The sequence below is a fragment of the Rhodoferax sp. TS-BS-61-7 genome, assembly GCF_002943465.1.
GTDB lineage: Bacteria > Pseudomonadota > Gammaproteobacteria > Burkholderiales > Burkholderiaceae_C > Allorhodoferax.
Map to the genome: position 1 here is coordinate 79,761 of NZ_PTQY01000003.1, position 17,485 is coordinate 97,245.

Sequence of the window (17,485 nt, forward strand, 5' to 3'; positions counted from 1 at the left end):
CGCCGCGTCACAATGGTGCACCGCCCCTTCTCACACTGCCATGACAGCCAAGAAAACCATCGACATTCTCCGGGTCACCTACCTGCGCGGCCCCAATATTTGGACGTATCGCCCCGTCATCGAGGCCTGGCTGGACATCGGCGACTTGGAGAACCACCCCTCCAACACCCTGCCCGGCTTTTACGAGCGCCTGACCGGCTGGCTGCCGGGCCTGATTGAGCACAAATGCAGCCCCGGCGTGCGTGGCGGTTTTCTGCAGCGCCTGCAGGAAGGCACCTGGGCGGCCCACATCGTGGAACATGTGACGCTGGAAATTCAGAACCTGGCCGGCATGCAAACCAGCTTTGGCAAGGCCCGCCAGACCTCCACACCGGGCGTCTACAAGGTGGCGTTTCGCACCCGGCAAGAGCAGGTGGGGCGCAAAGCGCTGGTGGTGGCGCGTGACCTGGTGCTGGCCGCCATCAACGACACCCCCTACGACCTGGCGGGCGAAATCACCCAGCTGCGCGACATGGTCGATTCACTGTGCCTGGGGCCCAGCACCGCCAATATCGTAGATGCCGCCACGGACCGCAGCATTCCCCACATCCGCCTGACCGAAGGCAACCTGGTACAGCTGGGTTATGGCATGGCACAACGGCGCATCTGGACTGCCGAGACCGACCAGACCAGCGCGATTGCCGAAGAAATTGCCAGCGACAAGGACCTGACCAAAAGCCTGCTCAAGGCCTGCGGCGTGCCCGTGCCCGAGGGCACGCTGGTCAACTCCCCGGCCGCGGCCTGGGAAGCAGCTGAAGACATTGGCCTGCCCGTGGCGGTCAAGCCCTATGACGGCAACCACGGCAGGGGCGTCACGCTGGACCTATCCGACCAGGCCAGTATCGAAACCGCTTTTCAGGTGGCCAAAGAGCAAAGCGGCGGCAGCGTAATCGTCGAAAAATTCATTCCTGGCAACGAACACCGCCTGCTGGTGGTTGGCAAACAGGTGGTAGCCGCCGCCCGCGGTGAATCCGCCTGGGTGGTGGGCGATGGCACCTCCACGGTGACCGCGCTTGTGAACACACAAATCAACACCGACCCACGCCGCGGCGAGGCAGAAGAGGCTCCGCTGAGCCCCATCGAGCCGCAGAAAAGCCCCGAAGTGCAGCTGGAGCTGCGCCGCGCCGGCCTGACACCCGAATCTGTACCTGCCAAAGACCAGAAAGTACTGATCCAGCGCAACGGCAACGTGGCCTGGGACGTGACGGACCAGATGCACCCCAGCGTGGCCGCCACCGCCGCCCTGGCCGCCCGCGTGGTGGGCCTGGACATTGCAGGCATCGACATGGTGATGGAAGACATCAGCAAACCCATGAAGAGCCAGCGCGGCGCCGTGATTGAGGTGAACGCCAGCCCCGGCCTGCTGGCCCACATCAAACCCGCCAACGGCGAAGGCCGCTCCGTGGGCCGCGCCATCGTGGAGCACCTGTTTGACCCGCAGGCCGATGGACGTATTCCCGTCATCGGCATCACTGGCACCCAAAATACCGGCCGCCTGGCGCGGCTGGTGGCCTGGCTGGTGCACATCAGCGGCCGCCATGTGGGCCTGGCCTGCAGCGAAGGCCTGTACTTGGACGGCCGCCGCGTGGTGGCCACCGACTGCGCGCGCTGGGAACCCAGCCAGCGCCTGCTGATCAATCGATCCGTGCAAGCCGCGGTGTTTGAAAACAGCAGCGCCATGATCCTGGGTGAAGGCTTGGCCTATGACCGCTGCGCCGTGGGCGTGGTGACCGATGTGGGCTGGACCGAGGGCCTCAAACACTTCGACATCCTGGACGCCGAGCAAACCTTCAAGGTCGCTCGCACCCAGGTCGACGTGGTGCTGCCCAGCGGCACCGCCGTGCTCAACGCGACCGACCCGCAGGTGGTGGAACTGGCCGAGCTGTGTGATGGCAAAGTGATTTTTTACGCCCCGGATGCGCAGCACCCCACCCTGGTGGCACACCGGGCGGCGGGCGAGAAGGTGGTGTTTGTGCGCGATGGCGAAGTCGTGCTGGCACAGCAGGCCGAAGAAATCGCCCTGGTGCCGCTGAACACCCTGAACCCCGTCAAAGCGGCCCAACCCGAGCTGGTGATGGCTGCCGTGGCTGCAGCCTGGGCGCTAAACATTCCTGTCGAACTGATTGCAGCCGGCCTGCGCACCTTCGACTCCAACCCCAAGAAAACTCCTTACTGAGCCCTCCATGCAAGTGAACCGCATCCGCGCCCTGCGCGGCCCCAATTTGTGGACCCACCACACGGCCATCCAGACCGTGGTGGAGTGCAGCGCTGACGAGTGCAGCATTGCCACGCTGGCCGGGTTTGAGCCCCGCCTGCGCGCGCGCTTTCCCGAAATCAGCCCATTCCAGGCCACCGGCCATGACGACCAGGTGTCGATGGCACGGGTGCTGGAGCTGGCCACGCTGGGCCTGCAAGCCCAGGCCGGTTGCCCGGTCACCTTCAGTTGCACCACACCCACGGTGGAGCCGCATGTGTTCCAGGTGGTGGTGGAGTACAGCGAAGAAGAGGTGGGCAAACTGGCGCTGGAACTGGCGCAGCAGCTGTGCCAGGCCGCACTGAACGACACCCCCTTTGACCTGCCCGCCGCACTGGACCAGTTGCGTGAACTAGACGAAGACGTGCGCCTGGGGCCCAGCACCGGCTCCATTGTGGACGCCGCCGTGGCGCGTGGCATTCCCTACAGCCGCATGACCGAAGGCAGCATGGTGCGCCTGGGCTGGGGCAGCAAACAGCGTCGCATCCAGGCCGCCGAAATGGACGCCACCAGCGCTATTGCCGAAGCGATTGCCCAGGACAAGGAACTGACCAAGAAGCTGCTGGCCGCCGCCGGTGTGCCAGTACCCGGGGGCCGTGCGGTGACCGATGCCGACGATGCCTGGGCCGCTGCGCAAGAGATTGGCCTGCCCGTGGTGGTCAAACCCAACGACGGCAACCAAGGCAAGGGCGTGACGGTGAACATCACCACCGAGGCCCAACTGCGCAAGGCCTACCTCACGGCGCGTGAATTCCGCGACGACATCCTGGTCGAGCGTTTTATGCCCGGCAACGACTTCCGCCTGCTGGTGATTGGCGACAAGCTGGTGGCTGCGGCGCGGCGCGACCCGCCCAAGGTGGTGGGCGACGGCGTGCACACCATTGCCCAACTGGTTGAACAGGTCAACCTGGACCCACGCCGGGGTTCGGGCCATGCCACATCGCTCACCAAGATCCGCTTTGACGACATTGCCCACGCCTGCCTGGCCACACAAGGCCTGACGGCTGACTCGGTGCCCGAGAAGGGCCAGCGCGTCAACCTGCGCAACAACGCCAACCTGTCCACGGGCGGCTCCGCCACCGACGTAACCGACGATGTACACCCCGAAGTGGCAGCGCGCGCCATTGCCGCCGCCCACATGGTGGGCCTGGACATTTGCGGCGTGGACGTGGTGAGCGACAGCATTCTGCAGCCGCTGGAAGATCAAGGCGGTGGTGTGGTGGAAGTGAACGCGGCCCCGGGCCTGCGCATGCACTTGTCACCCTCGTTTGGCAAGGGCCGGGCGGTGGGCGAAGCCATCATCTCCAGCATGTTCAAAAAAGGGCAGAACGGCCGCATTCCCATCGTGGCGGTGACTGGCACCAACGGCAAAACCACCACGGTGCGCCTGATCTCGCACCTGCTGACGCAAAGCGGGCTGCGCGTGGGCATGACCAATACCGACGGTGTGTACGTCAACGGTGAGTGCATAGACACCGGTGACTGCAGCGGCCCCAAGAGTGCGCGCAGTGTGCTGCTGCACCCCGACACCGATGCCGCAGTGCTGGAAACCGCCCGTGGCGGCGTGCTGCGCGAAGGCCTGGCCTTTGACCGCTGCGATGTGGCGGTAGTGACCAATGTGGGCAGCGGCGACCACCTGGGCCTGAACTACATCACCACCGTGAACGAGCTGGCCGTGCTCAAGCGCGTGATTGTGCAAAACGTGGCCACCACCGGCACCGCCGTGCTCAACGCGGCCGACCCCATCGTGGCGGCCATGGCGGCCAAGTGCAAAGGGGACGTGACCTTTTTTGCAACCGACCGCAACCACCCCGTGATGGCCACCCACCGCGCCCAAGGCCACGCGGTGGTGTTTGTCGAAGGTGGTCACCTGATTGCGGCCAAGGGCGAGATGCTGCAGTCCATTCCGCTGGCCGATGTGCCGGTGACCCTGGGCGGTGCGATTGGATTTCAGGTCGAAAATGTGATGGCCAGCGTGGCTGCGGCCTGGGCGCTGGGCCAGGACTGGACCAGCATCCGCAAGGGCCTGGCCAATTTCTCCAACGACAGCGACAACGCACAAGGCCGTTTCAACCTGTTCACCTACCGCGGCGCCACCGTGATTGCCGACTACGGCCACAACCCCGACGCGATGCTGGCGCTGGTGCAGGCGGTGGAGGCCATGCCGGCCACGCGCCGCTCGGTGGTCATCAGCGGTGCCGGTGACCGGCGTGACCAGGACATCCGCCAACAAACCGAAATCCTGGGCAATGCCTTTGACGAGGTGGTGATGTTCGAGGACCAGTGCCAACGCGGCCGCAACGATGGTGAAGTGATCGCCCTGCTGCGCGAGGGCCTGGCCAATGCCCAGCGCGCGGTCAGCCGCTCGGAGGTGTTTGGCGAGTTCCTGGCCATTGACACCGCGCTGGACAAGCTGCAACCCGGCGAGTTGTGCCTGGTGCTGGTAGACCAGGTGGAAGAAGCCTTGGCGCACATTGCCGCCAAGGTGCAAAAAGGCTAGGCGCCTTCAACGGTGGGTTCGCGGCCCATCAGGGCCATGACCGCCTGGGCCGGCTGCAGCCGACCGTCCAGCAAGTCCACCACGCCCTGGGTAATGGGCATGGGCACCCCAAGGTGCTGGGCGCGCTGCAACACAGTGCGCGCGCTGTACACACCTTCGGCCACGTGGCCCAGGGCTTGCACCGCTTGGGCCAGTGTCTGCCCCTGTGCCAGCGCCAAGCCCACTTTGCGGTTGCGGGACAAATCCCCGGTCGCAGTGAGCACCAGATCGCCCAGACCGCTCAGACCCATAAACGTTTCGGGTTTGGCACCCAAGGCCAGGCCCAGGCGGGTAATTTCTGCCAAACCGCGCGTCACCAGGGCCGCGCGGGCATTCAGGCCCAGTTGCAGCCCGTCACACAGGCCGGTGGCAATGGCCAGCACGTTTTTCACGGCGCCGCCCACTTCCACCCCCACCACGTCGTCATTCGCATAGACCCGCAGGGAACTGCCATGGAAGGCGGCTACGAGCGCGTCGCGCACCGCCGCATGCGCACTGGCAGCCACCAGCGCAGTGGGCTGCCCTGCCGCAACCTCTTGCGCAAAACTGGGGCCGCTCAGCACCCCGGCCCGTAACTGCGGTGCGGCCTGCGCCTGCACCTCATGGCCCAGCAGGCCGTGGGCACCCTGCACCGGCGACTCAAACCCCTTGCACAGCCAAGCCACAGGCGCAGGCACGCCTTGCAGCTGCGTCAACATGCCACGCAGGGCGGCCATGGGCGTGGCCACCACCACCAGATCGGACGGCTGGACCGCCGCCAATAGCGATGCCAATGGCTGGTCGCTCAATTGTAGGGAAGAAGGGAGGGCCTGCGCGGGCAGGTAACGCGTGTTCTCACGCTGCGCAGCCATGTCGGCCACCAGCGCGGCATCGCGCGCCCACAGCGTGACCGTGCGACCGACCTGCGGCGCGCGTGCGGCGCTGATGGCCAGGGCTGTACCCCAGGCACCGGCCCCTAACACTATGATATTCATAGCTGCTTGCGCAATATCCATGCGGGCTAGAGGCCAAAAAGACCCCTAAACACGCTTACTGGGGCAGTGTTCCGGCAGGTGCGCCGGCTGCGTCCATCTGTTGCTGCTCGTACATGGCCTGGAAGTTGATTTCCGACAGGTGCACGGGCGGGAAGCCACCGCGCTGGATCAGGTCGGCCACGTTGCCACGCAGGTAGGGGTAGACGATTTGTGGGCAGGCGATGCCCATGATCTGGCCCAACTGCTCCTGGGGCAGGTTGCGGATTTCAAAAATGCCGGCCTGCTTGGCTTCCACCAGAAACACGGTTTTGTCTTCGATCTTGGTGGTGACCGTGGCGGTCACGCAGACTTCATACACACCCTCGGCCACGGGGGCGGCTTCCACGCCGAGCTGGATGTCCACCGAAGGCTGCTCTTGCTGCAACAGGATGGCGGGGGAATTGGGTTGCTCCAGCGACGCTTCCTTCAGGTACACGCGTTGAATCTGGAATACGGGATCTTGGTCAGCCATGGCAATAGTCTCTCTAGATAAACAGAAGCCCGCCGGCACAACACCGACGGGCTACGAAAACAAAATTCGCTGGGCGGAATTATGTCAGGCCGCTGCACCCAGCAAGGGAAGCAAGCCGCCCCGGCTGTCCAGCGCCATCAGGTCGTCACATCCACCCACGTGGGTGTCGCCGATAAAAATCTGCGGCACGGTGCGCCGACCGGTGATTTCCATCATTTTCATGCGTTCTTCCGGGTGCGCATCGACGCGGATTTCTTCGATGGCCTCAACGCCTTTGGACTTGAGAATCCGCTTGGCCTGCACGCAGTAGGGGCAGACGGCGGTGGTGTACATCTTGACGGCTTGCATGGTCTTCTTACCTTGGTTCAGCAGGCCTGGTTCAGGCCTTGTCGACCGGAAGGTTAGCGGCTTTCCAGGCTTTCAGCCCGCCAGCCAGCGATTGGGCCTGCTCGTAACCCAGTTTCTTGGCGGTGGCCACGGCACGGCCCGAACGGGCGCCGGTCTGGCACACCAGCACCACGGGCAGCGCCTTGTTCTTCACTAAACCGGGCAGCTTGGCCTCCAGATCGGCCAGGGGAATGTTCTTGGAACCCACGATATGGCCCTGTGCAAACTCTTCAGGCTGGCACACATCCACCACCACCGCCTTTTCGCGGTTGATCAGCTGCACCGCAGTATTCGGGGCAATGCCTACGGCCGTAGCGCCCTGCACCACGGGCCACAGCAAGAGCGCGCCAGATGCCAGGGCAATCGAGATCAGCATCCAGTTGTCGATAATAAATTTCACTTTGTTCCTTGTTGGTTACTTCACACTAACCCGGCATTTTAGAATGGCACGCTGTACGCCGCCGGGCACCCTGCCCGGTCCCCCCACTGCTTTGTGACCCATACCATGTACAAACTCGTTCTCGTACGCCACGGCGAATCCACCTGGAACCTTGAAAACCGCTTCACCGGCTGGACCGATGTGGACCTGACCCCCTTGGGTGTGGAGCAGGCCAAAACCGCCGGCAAGCTGCTCAAGGCCGACGGCTACGAGTTCGACGTGGCCTACACCAGCGTGCTCAAACGCGCCACCCGCACCCTGTGGCACACCTTGGACGAGATGGACCGCACCTGGCTGCCTGTGGTGCACAGCTGGCGCCTGAACGAGCGCCATTACGGCGCCCTGCAGGGCCTGAACAAGGGCGAAACTGCCAAACAATACGGCGACGACCAGGTGCTGGTCTGGCGCCGCAGCTACGACACCCCACCGCCTGCACTGGAAGCCACCGACCCGCGCAGCGAGCGTTCGGACATCCGTTATGCCAAGCTGCAAGCCGACCAGATCCCGCTGACCGAGTGCCTCAAAGACACCGTGGCCCGCGTGTTGCCGTTCTGGAACGAAGCCATGGCGCCCGCCATCCTGGCTGGCAAACGCATCGTGGTGGCCGCGCACGGCAACTCCATCCGCGCGTTGATCAAGTACCTGGACAACATATCCGACGATGACATCGTGGGCGTGAACATCCCCAACGGCATTCCGCTGGTGTACGAACTGGACGCCAACCTTAAACCGATCCGCCACTACTACCTGGGCGACGCCGAGGCTGCCGCCAAGGCAGCAGCAGCCGTAGCCTCCCAAGGCAAGGCCTGAGCCGGATAGACCAGCCCCACTGAAATAGTGGGGCTGCTGGGGAACCGGGGCGAAAGAGTGACCTCCAAGGTGTATATTGGTGCGGCACAGGAATACATATGGGTCACAAACTGAAAATTACGGGCTGGATCGCCTTGGGCGCTTTGGCCGGAGCACTGACCACGGTCTCACTGCAGACCGTGGCACGCAACACCCTGACCCCCCTGCCTCTCGAAGAGTTGCAGCAATTGGCGGCAGTGTTTGGCATGGTCAAGAGCGACTATGTCGAGCCGGTGGACGAGAAAAAACTCATCACCGATGCCATCGCCGGCATGGTGGCCAGCCTGGACCCCCATTCCCAGTACTTTGACAAGAAGTCCTTCAAGGAATTCCGCGAAGGCACCTCCGGCAAGTTTGTTGGTGTGGGTATCGAGATCACACAGGAAGACGGTCTGGTCAAGGTTGTGTCGCCTATCGAAGGCTCACCAGCCTTCCGCGCCGGCCTCAAGACCAATGACCTGATCACCAAGATTGACGACACCGCCGTCAAAGGCCTGTCGCTCAACGACGCCGTCAAACGCATGCGCGGCGAGCCCAACACCAAGGTGCTGCTCACCATCTACCGCAAGGACGAGAACCGCACCTTCCCGGTGACCATCACACGCGAAGAAATCAAGCAACAGTCGGTGCGCGGCAAGGTGATTGAACCGGGCTACGCTTGGATCCGTATTAGCCAGTTCCAAGAACGCACCGTCGATGACTTCGCCAGGAAGCTCGACGAAGTCTACAAACAGGAGCCCAAGCTCAAGGGCCTGGTGCTGGACCTGCGCAACGATCCCGGTGGCCTGCTCAATGCCGCAGTGGCTATTTCTGCCGCCTTTCTGCCCGAGAACGTGACCGTGGTGTCCACCAACGGGCAAACGGCGGAAAGCAAACAGATCCTCAAAGCCACGGTGCGCGACTACATGGGCCGCGATGGCTCAGACGCCATCAAGTCCCTGCCCGCCAGCCTCAAGAAAATCCCGCTGATTGTGCTGGTCAACGAAGGATCGGCATCTGCCAGCGAAATCGTGGCGGGTGCCCTGCAGGACCACAAACGCGCCACCATCATGGGCAGTCAAACCTTTGGCAAAGGCTCGGTGCAAACCTTCCGCCCCCTGGGCCCGGACACCGGCCTCAAGATCACTACGTCGCGTTACTACACGCCCAGTGGCCGCTCCATCCAGGCCAAAGGCATCGTGCCCGACGTGATGCTGGACGACACCGAAGAAGGCAGCCCCTACGCTGCCTTGCGTATGCGCGAAGCCGATCTGGAAAAACACCTGACCAGCGGCCAGGGCGAAGAGAAAAAAGACCCGGCGCGCGAGAAGGCACGTGAAGAAGCCATGAAGCGCCTCGAAGAAGAGTCGCGCAAACCGGCGTCGGAACGCCGCGCACCGGAGTTTGGATCGGACAAGGACTTCCAGTTGCAACAGGCCCTGAACCAGCTCAAAGGCAAACCCGTGCTGGTGAGCAAGACCCTGACCGAGCGCCAGGAAGAAAGCAAGGACAACTGATCTGCCATGCAGGATGACGCGCTGCTGCGTTACTCGCGGCACATTCTTCTGGATGAGATTGGGATTGAAGGGCAGGAGCGGCTCAACGCTGCCCATGCCTTGGTCATTGGGGCCGGTGGCTTGGGTTCTCCCGCTGCCATGTACCTGGCCTGTGCCGGTGTAGGCCACATCACCGTGGTCGACCCCGACACGGTGGACCTGACCAACCTGCAACGGCAAATCGCCCACACCACAACGCGTGTGGGCCAGCCCAAAGTGGATTCCCTGGCCATCACCTTGCAGGGGCTCAATCCCTTGGTACGGGTCACTCCCATCCAGGGCGAAGCCAACACAGACACCTTGCCCGCCTGGGTGCAGCAAGCCGACGTGGTGTTGGACTGCTGTGACAACTTCAGCACGCGCCAGGCGGTCAACGCCGCCTGTGTGGCACACCGCAAACCCCTGGTGTCCGGCGCCGCCATTCGCTTCGATGGCCAGATCAGTGTCTTTGACCCGCGCGCGCATGACTCACCGTGTTACGCCTGCGCTTTCCCGCCGGGCGATGCACCACCAGAAACACAGTGCGCCACCATGGGGGTGTTTGCGCCTCTGGTCGGCATTGTTGGCGCCATGCAAGCCGCAGAAGCGCTCAAGCTGTTGCTGGGCCTGGCCCCCAGTCTGGCGGGGCGCTTGCTGATGCTGGATGGCCGGGCGATGGAATGGACTGAAGTACGCCTGCCCCGGCACGCCCATTGCGCGGTGTGCACAGAGCGTTGAAGCCGCATAGATCGGGCGCCAAGACCGGGCAAATTCTGCCTTCAAGCCCAAAGCTTCCTGTTAGACTTTGAATACACTTTTGCGAACCCATTGACGCACCCTGTGGCCATCCACGCACCTTCCTCATCGGTCAATCTGCAGCATTTGCAGCTGGACGATGCGCGTGCCTTGCTCGACCATGGCCTGAACCTCAGTTTGCCACCCGCAGACGCCTCGGCCACCGCCCACTTACAAGCCATCATCGACGGCTTGTGCGAGCTCTCCCTCAAAGACCCCTTAACCGGCTTGGCCAACCGCCGCCACTTCCGCCAGGTGGTAGACCGTGCGATTGATGTGGTTGCGCGCTCCGGTGAACCTGCGCTGATGCTGATGCTGGACATTGACCACTTCAAGAGTGTGAATGACACGCACGGCCATCAGGCCGGCGACCAAGTGCTGCAGGCCATTGCCAAAACCCTGCAAGGCTGCGTGCGGCCTATGGACACCGTGGCGCGCCTGGGTGGTGAGGAATTCGCCGTCATGCTGCCCAGCTGCCATACGGCGTATGGCTCCATCGTGGCTGAGCGCATCCGCAAGGCCATTGAGACCATGCCGATCCAAATTGCGCCGGGCCAGACCATCCAGGTCACGATCAGCATCGGTGGCGCATTTGCGCCCGAATGGGTGCGCTCCACAGCCGCCCTGTGGAGCGAGCGTGCTGACCAGCAGCTCTACCGCGCCAAGGCCGAAGGCCGCAACCGCGTGCTGCTGGACCAGCAGCAAGAAGTATTTGTCAGTGCCGAAGAAAAGAACCTTTTGTTCGGTCACTTGTCGCTGGGCGACCCCGCCTGGATCGAAAGCGCCCCCACCGATCTGTCGGGCGGGAATAGCAATGGCGCCATGCAGAGGGTGTTTTGATGTCTGACGTGCTAAATCCTCCCGAAACCGCTGAAGGCAGCACCGGTGTGCCGCTCAAGCCTTTGGGCAAAGTGGTGGCCGTTACCAGTGGCAAAGGCGGCGTGGGCAAGACCTTTGTTTCGGCCAACCTGGCAGCAGCACTGGCCAAACGCGGCCACCGCGTGCTGGTGCTCGACGCCGACCTGGGCCTGGCCAACCTGGACGTGGTACTGAACCTGTACCCCAAGATCACCTTGCACGATGTGTTTACCGGCAAGGCCAAACTCGAAGAAGCAATCATCCGCGCACCCGGTGGTTTTTCGGTACTGTTGGCGGGTTCGGGCATGGTCGAATACTCGCGCCTGACACCCGAGGTGCGCGACGACTTCTTGCGCATCATGTCCGGCCTGGTGCCGCATTACGACGTGGTGCTGCTGGACACTGGCGCCGGTATTTCTGACGTAGTGCTATTTGCGGTATCCCTGGCCTCCGAGGTGCTGGTGGTCGCAACGCCGGAGCCGACATCGCTGACCGACGCCTACGCCACCATCAAGGTGCTGGCCAGCCAGCAAAAACGCAGCAGCATTCGCGTGGTGATCAACCAGACCGCCCGACTGGGTGACGGCCGCGCCATCACCACCCAGCTACAGCAGGTGCTGGACCGCTTTGTCACCACCGAGAGCGGCAAGCCGCTGAAGTTGCTGCACATGGGTGACATTCCGGTTGATCCGTCGGTACGCCAGGCCATCATGCGCCGGCAGCTGTTGATGCAAACCATGCCAGGTTGCCCTGCTGCGCTGGCCATTGCCCAACTGGCCATCAAAATCGAAGAGACCGTCGCGCCGCGCGCGGCCTGAGCGCTGCCGTCCCATGGCCACTCAGGCAGTCAGAATCCAGCCCTCCAGCGGATCCAGAGTGTCTGGCAAGCCATAACAGGGGTGTCCCGCATCGCATTGGGCTTGCGCCCAGGCTGCCTGCACCAGGCACAGCACCGCATCCAGCGCGTCGCCTGAGGCATCTTGCACCAGCGCGTCCCGCTGGGCGTGGCTCAGCTTGAGGCGCAGCCTCAGCCGGGTATTGCCCATTTCCAGCCCATGAATGACATCCTTGCGGGCGATCAGACGTTCTGGCGTCTGCTTGGCCGCATCGTCACTCTTGTAACTGCGGGCGCCCACCATCTCACGCGCCAGCAAGGCGGGGTAGGCCTCCAAGGCCACCCGGGCAGCCGGCGTACCGGCTGGCGGCGCAGGCTGCACACCGACCAAATACACTCCGGCATCCAGCAGCCGGGGCACCCCGGCATGCAGCATGTAGGCCACGGGCGGATTCACCCACTTCATGGATGGGCTGGAAGCCGCTGGGCCATCGGTGGCCCGGTGCGCAAACTTGCCGCCCACGGGCCGCGCATCGCAAAAGGCAGCAAACTGCGCACGGATCTCTGCCCGCGACAGGCTGGCATAGTGACGAATGCAAGGCTCCCACTCCAGTGGCCAGCCCAAGGCCTGCACCAGCTCGCGTGGCAAGCCAAACGGCAGGTCAAAGCCACCGGTCCATACGGGATGTTGCAACAACCAGGCACTGAAGGCATCCAACGAGTCCAGGCGCTCCAGCCCTTGCAACAACAAGCGGCCCCGGTCCATGCGCCCCGTCGCCAGCACAATCTGCTTGCGCCGCGATGGACTGCTGGAAAAATCACAGCCTACGAGCAAGCCCATGTGCTCAGCCCAAGGCCAGTGCCATCACGCCGATGGCAATACACGCAGCGCCCAGCAGGCGCGCCACGCGGTCACCCTCGCCCAACAAATGCCCGCCCAGCAGCGCGGCAAACAACATGGAGACTTCGCGCGCAGGTGCCACATGGCTCATGGGCGCGACCTGCATGGCGTAGAGCACCAGCACGTAAGAGATCGGGCTGATGAGGCCCACAATGGCGGCGTACTTCCATTGGCTCACCCACAGCAGGCGCGCGGCTGGAAGGTCGCGCACCACCGAGGGCAGCAGAAAAGCCACGCGCACAAAATTAGCGATGTAGTCCACCAGGATGGGGGACAGCAGCAGCACCTTCACGGAGTAGCCGTCGACCACGGTGTAGCTGGCAATAAAGACGCCGGTGAGCAGGCCGTAGACCATGCCCTTGCGGATGCGTGCGCGCTTGTGCGGGTCCTGCGCCTGGCGGAACAGCCCGGGGCCACCGGCCACCAGAAATACGCCCCCTACCACGGCCACAATGCCCAGCCCTCCCAGGGCCGAAATCTGCTCACCCAGAAAGAGAATGGCGACCAGCGAGGACAGCAAAGGTCCCGAGCCGCGGGCCAGGGGGTAGACCACCGTGAGGTCGGCCTTGCGGTAGCCGCGCAGCAGCACCACGTAATAGAGCACGTGCAAAATTCCACTGACCGTGATGAAGCCCCATTCCGTCAGGCCCCAGGAGGGGACCTGCTGCCAGCCCAACCACAACCCCAACGGCGCCCAAAACACCATCATCACCAATGCGGTGAAGCAGGCAAACCGTGCGTCGCCACCCGCCTTCTTGGCCGCGATGTTCCAGCTTGCGTGAATCAGGCCGGCAAAAATGACCAGGGCAAGAGCACTAGCCGGCATCCTGGGAATCGACCGATGTCACGCGCGACCGATGATGGACGCGGTGGCCATCAGTTCTTCGAGCAAGGCCAAAGAAACTTTGCCAGACACCGAATACGGATCCAGCTCGGGTTTCTCGGCGTACTTGAGCAGGATGTTGGTGTTGATCTTGGACATGTTCACCTGGCCCATGGTCCAGCCGCCAAAGCGGCGTTCGGTGATTTCTTCGTAGTGCAACAGCACCACATCCTTGTGGCGAATATCCTTCTGGATGTGGCCATACAGCTCGCTCACGGCCATGCGCCCGCCTTCGATGGCCTGCAGGAAAATGCCGCCACCGTAACAAAGAATGCCAGTAATGCCACAGGTGGGGTTGTAGTGGCGCGACTGGGTCAGGATGGCCTCGATGGCGTCCGGATTCGAATCAATCGCACGGCTGGCGTAGAGCAAACGGACCAACATGGCATTAGCCTTTCCGAGGAATCAGTGAAAGAAATTCGCGACGCAGGGTGGGGTCTTTGAGGAACACGCCGCGCATGACCGAGTTGATCATTTTGCTGTCCATGTCCTTCACACCGCGCCAGGCCATACAGTAGTGGCTGGCCTCCATCACGATGGCCAAGCCATCGGGCTGGGTTTTTTCCTGGATCAGGTCGGCCAGTTGCACTACGGCCTCTTCCTGGATCTGCGGGCGACCCATAATCCATTCGGCCAGGCGCGCGTACTTGGACAGCCCAATCACATTGGTGTGTTCGTTAGGCATCACACCAATCCAGATCTTGCCAATCACCGGGCAAAAGTGGTGGCTACAGGCGCTGCGCACGGTAATGGGCCCGACGATCATCAACTCATTCAGGTGGCCCACATTGGGAAATTCGGTGATGCTGGGTGCGGGCACATAACGGCCACGGAACACCTCGTTGACATACATCTTGGCCACACGGCGCGCAGTGTTGTCGGTGTTGTGGTCATGCTCGGTGTCGATCACCAGGCTGTTGAGCACACCCTTCATCTTCTCCTCTACCTCGTCCAGCAGCAGTTCCAGCTCGCCGGGTTCGATGAAGGGGGCAATGTTGTCGTTGGCATGGAAGCGCTTGCGGGAGGCTTGCAGGCGTTCGCGAATTTTGACGGAAACCGGAGTTCCTTCGTCGGCATCGGTGGGTTTCATGGCGCTCTAAGGTATCAAGAATGCAAGCATGTTACCAGTCTTTGGATTTTAAGGTTTTTAGCCATTAACCCTTATGGATACTGCGCCAATAGCTCCTATATTCATAGCAAATATCAATATCGGCGCCCTGCCAGCAACAAAGTCAGGCGCATCAGCCCATAGGCCAACCAGTCCAGCGCCTGCTGCCCCCAGGGCCGCTGTCCAAAATCCTGCGCATCCAGCGCGCGGCCGTGTTGGGCCATCGCCGTCTCCAGGCGCTGCTGCAGCGCGGTGGCAAAGCCGGTGTCTTGCACCACCACGTTGGCCTCGCGCGCCAGCAGCAGGCTCAGCGGGTCCAGGTTGGACGAGCCCACCGTGGCCCACTGTTGGTCCACCACAGCCACCTTGGCGTGCAGAAAACCGCTGGTGTATTCGTGGATCTCGACCCCCGCGGCCAGCAGCAGCCCAAATACCGGGCGCGCCGCGTGGTACTGCATGAAATATTCGTAACGCCCCTGCAGCAGCAGGCGCACACGCACACCGCGCTGTGCCGCATGCACCAGTGCACGCAGCAGCTTGCCGCCCGGCAAAAAATAGGCGTTGGCAATCAGCACCTCCCGCTGCGCGGTTCCCAGCGCCTTGCGGTAGGCACGTTCGATGCGCTTGCGGTTGCGCACGTTGTCACGCAGCACCAGTGCCGCCAACGCACCGCCCTGTGCAGACCCCGCGTCCAGCGTCTGCGGGCGCGCCATGGTTTGCCACATGGCACGGGCCGCTGACCACTGCCCCTGCTCCAGTTGACGGGTGACCAGCAGGCGCTCCCACAGCTGGGCCATGGCGCTGTGCACCTGGGCCACCAGCGGGCCCTGCGCCTGTACGGCAAAGTCAAACCGCGCCACCTGCTGTGGCCCATGCTGGGGGTCGTTGTAGTCGTCCAGGATGTTGATGCCGCCACAAAACGCCACCGTGCCATCCACCACCGCCAGCTTGCGGTGCAGGCGGCGCCAGTGGCTGGGCACCAGCAAGCCCAGCCGGCCCAGCGGGGCGAAACGCAGCCAGTGCACCCCGACCGCATTCCAGCGCTGCTGCCACTGCGTTGGCACCTCCGGCGTGCCAATGCCGTCCATCAGCAGTGCCACGCGCACACCACGCAGGGCCGCGCGCTCCAGCGCCTGGGCCACACGCTCCCCCTCGGTATCGAAGGCGTAGATATAGGTCTCCAGCCGCACCTCGGTCTGGCTGGCATCCACGGCGGCCACCAGCGCGCTGAAGTAATCTTGCCCGCCCTGCAGCAGTTGCAGCTGGTGGCCGGGCAAGTAGGGGGCGTCGGTCATGGTGCGTCGGTCCAGGCGAACTCGGCGATCAAGGGCAGGTGGTCGGACATGCGCCACCAGTTGCGGCCGTGGGGCACGGTCAGGCCCACCGGCTGCAGGCCCCGCGCATACACGTGGTCCAGCTGCAGCAGCGGCATGCGGGATGGAAAGGTGGGATGCCGCCCCTGCGTGTGGGCCACCAGCCCCGCTGGCCCCAGGATGCGGGCGATGGAGGGGCCCCACTCATTAAAGTCGCCCGCCACCACCAGCGGGGCGCTCGCAGGGATCTCGCGCGCCACAAACCGCACCAGCTGCTGCAGCTGGCGCAAGCGGCTGGCCCGGATCAGGCCCAGGTGCACCACCAACACGTGCACGGGACGTTCTTCCAGCAACAACTCCACATGCAACAGGCCGCGTTGCTCAAAGCGATGGTCCGACATGTCTTCGTGCTGGTGCGTGAGCACTGGCCAGCGCGAGAGCAACGCGTTGCCGTGTTCGCCATGGCGCGTTACGGCATTCGTTCGGTACACCGCCTCGTAACCTTCCGGTGCCAGAAACTCGGCCTGCGGCAGCTCGGGCCAGTGGGCAAAGTACTGCGCCTCCCGGCGGTGCAGCTTGCGCACCTCTTGCAGGCACACCACATCGGCATCGAGCTGCTCCACCGCGTGGCCCAGGTTGTGGATCTCCAGCCGGCGCGCCGGGCCCACACCCTGTACGCCCTTGTGGATGTTGTAGGTGGCAATACGCAGGGTATTCGGGGTCATTGGCAGCGGGTCTGGCGAGGTGCCAGCAAGGGCAGTTGCAAAATCGCCTCGGCATTCGAGGGGGAGAAACAGGCATCCGCGGCAGCGTCATACGGCAACCACTGGTAGTGGGTGTGCTCACGGGGGTTCAACGTCACCGCCACGCCAGCGGGCACCTCTAGGCCAAACACGCGCTCGGTGTTGTGCGTCACGCCTGGCGGGTAGCGGTGCAACCAGCGCGGGTAGATGGTGTACACATTCTCCAGCCCCCAGTCGTGCAAGTGCGGCGCCAGCGCACTGCCCGGCGTGCAGTCCAGACCCGTTTCTTCCAGCACCTCACGTGCGGCGGTCTGCGCCCAGGGTTCCTCCAGCGTGTCCTTACTGCCGGTAACCGATTGCCAGAACGCCGGGGCCTCCGGGTCCACCTCGGTGCGGCGGATCAGCAGCACGTCCCAAGCCGTGGTGTAAATCACCACCAACACGGACTGCGGGATTTTGAAAGGAAGGGGCATGGTCTGCGCAAGAAAAAAGGGCGCTCTGTGAGCGCCCTTTCATTGTGCACCAGCCCTGCCGGCTGGAACT

Annotated in this window: 18 protein-coding genes; 7 read left to right on the forward strand and 11 right to left on the reverse strand. The window is 63.3% G+C overall.

All coding sequences use genetic code 11. From position 1 onward, the window contains the following. Positions 1–40: 40 nt before the first annotated feature. Positions 41–2,215 (forward strand): cyanophycin synthetase, encoded by a 2,175-nt coding sequence (gene cphA, locus C5F53_RS09055; RefSeq protein ID WP_105261061.1) that lies wholly within the window; start codon positions 41–43, stop codon positions 2,213–2,215. Positions 2,216–2,222: 7 nt separating this feature from the next. Beyond that, positions 2,223–4,793 carry a cyanophycin synthetase gene (cphA, locus tag C5F53_RS09060; RefSeq protein ID WP_105261062.1) on the forward strand — a complete coding sequence of 857 codons (2,571 nt, stop codon included), beginning with the start codon at positions 2,223–2,225 and terminating at the stop codon, positions 4,791–4,793. On the opposite strand, the gene C5F53_RS09065 is transcribed toward cphA (C5F53_RS09060), so the two are convergent. The 4 genes from C5F53_RS09065 to C5F53_RS09080 all read right to left on the reverse strand — a co-directional run bounded on the left by C5F53_RS09065 (position 4,790) and on the right by C5F53_RS09080 (position 7,104). Further along, complete coding sequence (locus tag C5F53_RS09065; RefSeq protein WP_105261499.1) at positions 4,790–5,806, reverse strand: NAD(P)H-dependent glycerol-3-phosphate dehydrogenase; 1,017 nt, start codon at positions 5,804–5,806, stop codon at positions 4,790–4,792. The two genes, cphA (C5F53_RS09060) and C5F53_RS09065, sit on opposite strands and share 4 nt — an antisense overlap. Positions 5,807–5,861: 55 nt before the next feature. Next, positions 5,862–6,317, reverse strand: coding sequence for a protein-export chaperone SecB (secB, locus tag C5F53_RS09070; RefSeq protein ID WP_105261063.1), 456 nt, complete (start codon positions 6,315–6,317; stop codon positions 5,862–5,864). Positions 6,318–6,401: 84 nt separating this feature from the next. After that, a complete protein-coding gene (gene grxC / locus C5F53_RS09075; RefSeq protein WP_105261064.1) occupies positions 6,402–6,665 on the reverse strand; it encodes a glutaredoxin 3 in 264 nt (87 codons plus the stop codon). Positions 6,666–6,696: 31 nt separating this feature from the next. Next, entirely contained in the window at positions 6,697–7,104 is a 408-nt protein-coding gene (locus C5F53_RS09080; RefSeq protein ID WP_105261065.1) for a rhodanese-like domain-containing protein, read from the reverse strand. Between the two features lie 105 nt (positions 7,105–7,209). Here C5F53_RS09080 and gpmA point away from each other — a divergent pair, with 105 nt between their 5' ends. From gpmA to C5F53_RS09105, 5 genes are all read left to right on the forward strand, one after another. Further along, entirely contained in the window at positions 7,210–7,953 is a 744-nt protein-coding gene (gene gpmA, locus C5F53_RS09085; RefSeq protein ID WP_105261066.1) for a 2,3-diphosphoglycerate-dependent phosphoglycerate mutase, read from the forward strand. 98 nt (positions 7,954–8,051) lie between these two features. Continuing rightward, positions 8,052–9,488 (forward strand): S41 family peptidase, encoded by a 1,437-nt coding sequence (locus C5F53_RS09090; RefSeq protein ID WP_105261067.1) that lies wholly within the window; start codon positions 8,052–8,054, stop codon positions 9,486–9,488. A gap of 6 nt (positions 9,489–9,494) precedes the next feature. Beyond that, complete coding sequence (locus C5F53_RS09095) at positions 9,495–10,244, forward strand: molybdopterin-synthase adenylyltransferase MoeB (RefSeq protein WP_105261068.1); 750 nt, start codon at positions 9,495–9,497, stop codon at positions 10,242–10,244. Positions 10,245–10,346: 102 nt separating this feature from the next. Then, positions 10,347–11,141 carry a GGDEF domain-containing protein gene (locus C5F53_RS09100; protein ID WP_315473630.1) on the forward strand — a complete coding sequence of 265 codons (795 nt, stop codon included), beginning with the start codon at positions 10,347–10,349 and terminating at the stop codon, positions 11,139–11,141. Further along, positions 11,141–11,977: a MinD/ParA family protein gene (locus C5F53_RS09105; protein ID WP_105261069.1), complete on the forward strand. Its 837-nt coding sequence runs from the start codon at positions 11,141–11,143 to the stop codon at positions 11,975–11,977. The genes C5F53_RS09100 and C5F53_RS09105 overlap by 1 nt, the downstream gene beginning before the upstream one ends. Positions 11,978–11,998: 21 nt before the next feature. On the opposite strand, the gene C5F53_RS09110 is transcribed toward C5F53_RS09105, so the two are convergent. The 7 genes from C5F53_RS09110 to nudB form a co-directional block, all read right to left on the reverse strand. Then, entirely contained in the window at positions 11,999–12,835 is an 837-nt protein-coding gene (locus tag C5F53_RS09110) for a DUF429 domain-containing protein (protein WP_105261070.1), read from the reverse strand. Positions 12,836–12,839: 4 nt separating this feature from the next. Next, the gene (locus tag C5F53_RS09115) at positions 12,840–13,721 is read right to left on the reverse strand and encodes an EamA family transporter (protein ID WP_105261071.1); all 882 of its coding nucleotides are present in this window, start codon (positions 13,719–13,721) and stop codon (positions 12,840–12,842) included. A gap of 18 nt (positions 13,722–13,739) precedes the next feature. Beyond that, positions 13,740–14,162: a BLUF domain-containing protein gene (locus tag C5F53_RS09120; RefSeq protein ID WP_105261072.1), complete on the reverse strand. Its 423-nt coding sequence runs from the start codon at positions 14,160–14,162 to the stop codon at positions 13,740–13,742. A gap of 4 nt (positions 14,163–14,166) precedes the next feature. After that, complete coding sequence (gene folE, locus C5F53_RS09125) at positions 14,167–14,868, reverse strand: GTP cyclohydrolase I (protein WP_105261073.1); 702 nt, start codon at positions 14,866–14,868, stop codon at positions 14,167–14,169. A gap of 113 nt (positions 14,869–14,981) precedes the next feature. Continuing rightward, positions 14,982–16,181: a cardiolipin synthase ClsB gene (gene clsB / locus C5F53_RS09130; protein ID WP_105261074.1), complete on the reverse strand. Its 1,200-nt coding sequence runs from the start codon at positions 16,179–16,181 to the stop codon at positions 14,982–14,984. Then, complete coding sequence (locus C5F53_RS09135) at positions 16,178–16,924, reverse strand: endonuclease/exonuclease/phosphatase family protein (RefSeq protein WP_105261075.1); 747 nt, start codon at positions 16,922–16,924, stop codon at positions 16,178–16,180. Before C5F53_RS09135 ends, clsB begins: the two co-directional genes overlap by 4 nt. Further along, positions 16,921–17,415: a dihydroneopterin triphosphate diphosphatase gene (gene nudB / locus C5F53_RS09140; protein WP_105261076.1), complete on the reverse strand. Its 495-nt coding sequence runs from the start codon at positions 17,413–17,415 to the stop codon at positions 16,921–16,923. The genes C5F53_RS09135 and nudB overlap by 4 nt, the downstream gene beginning before the upstream one ends. Positions 17,416–17,485 lie beyond the last annotated feature (70 nt).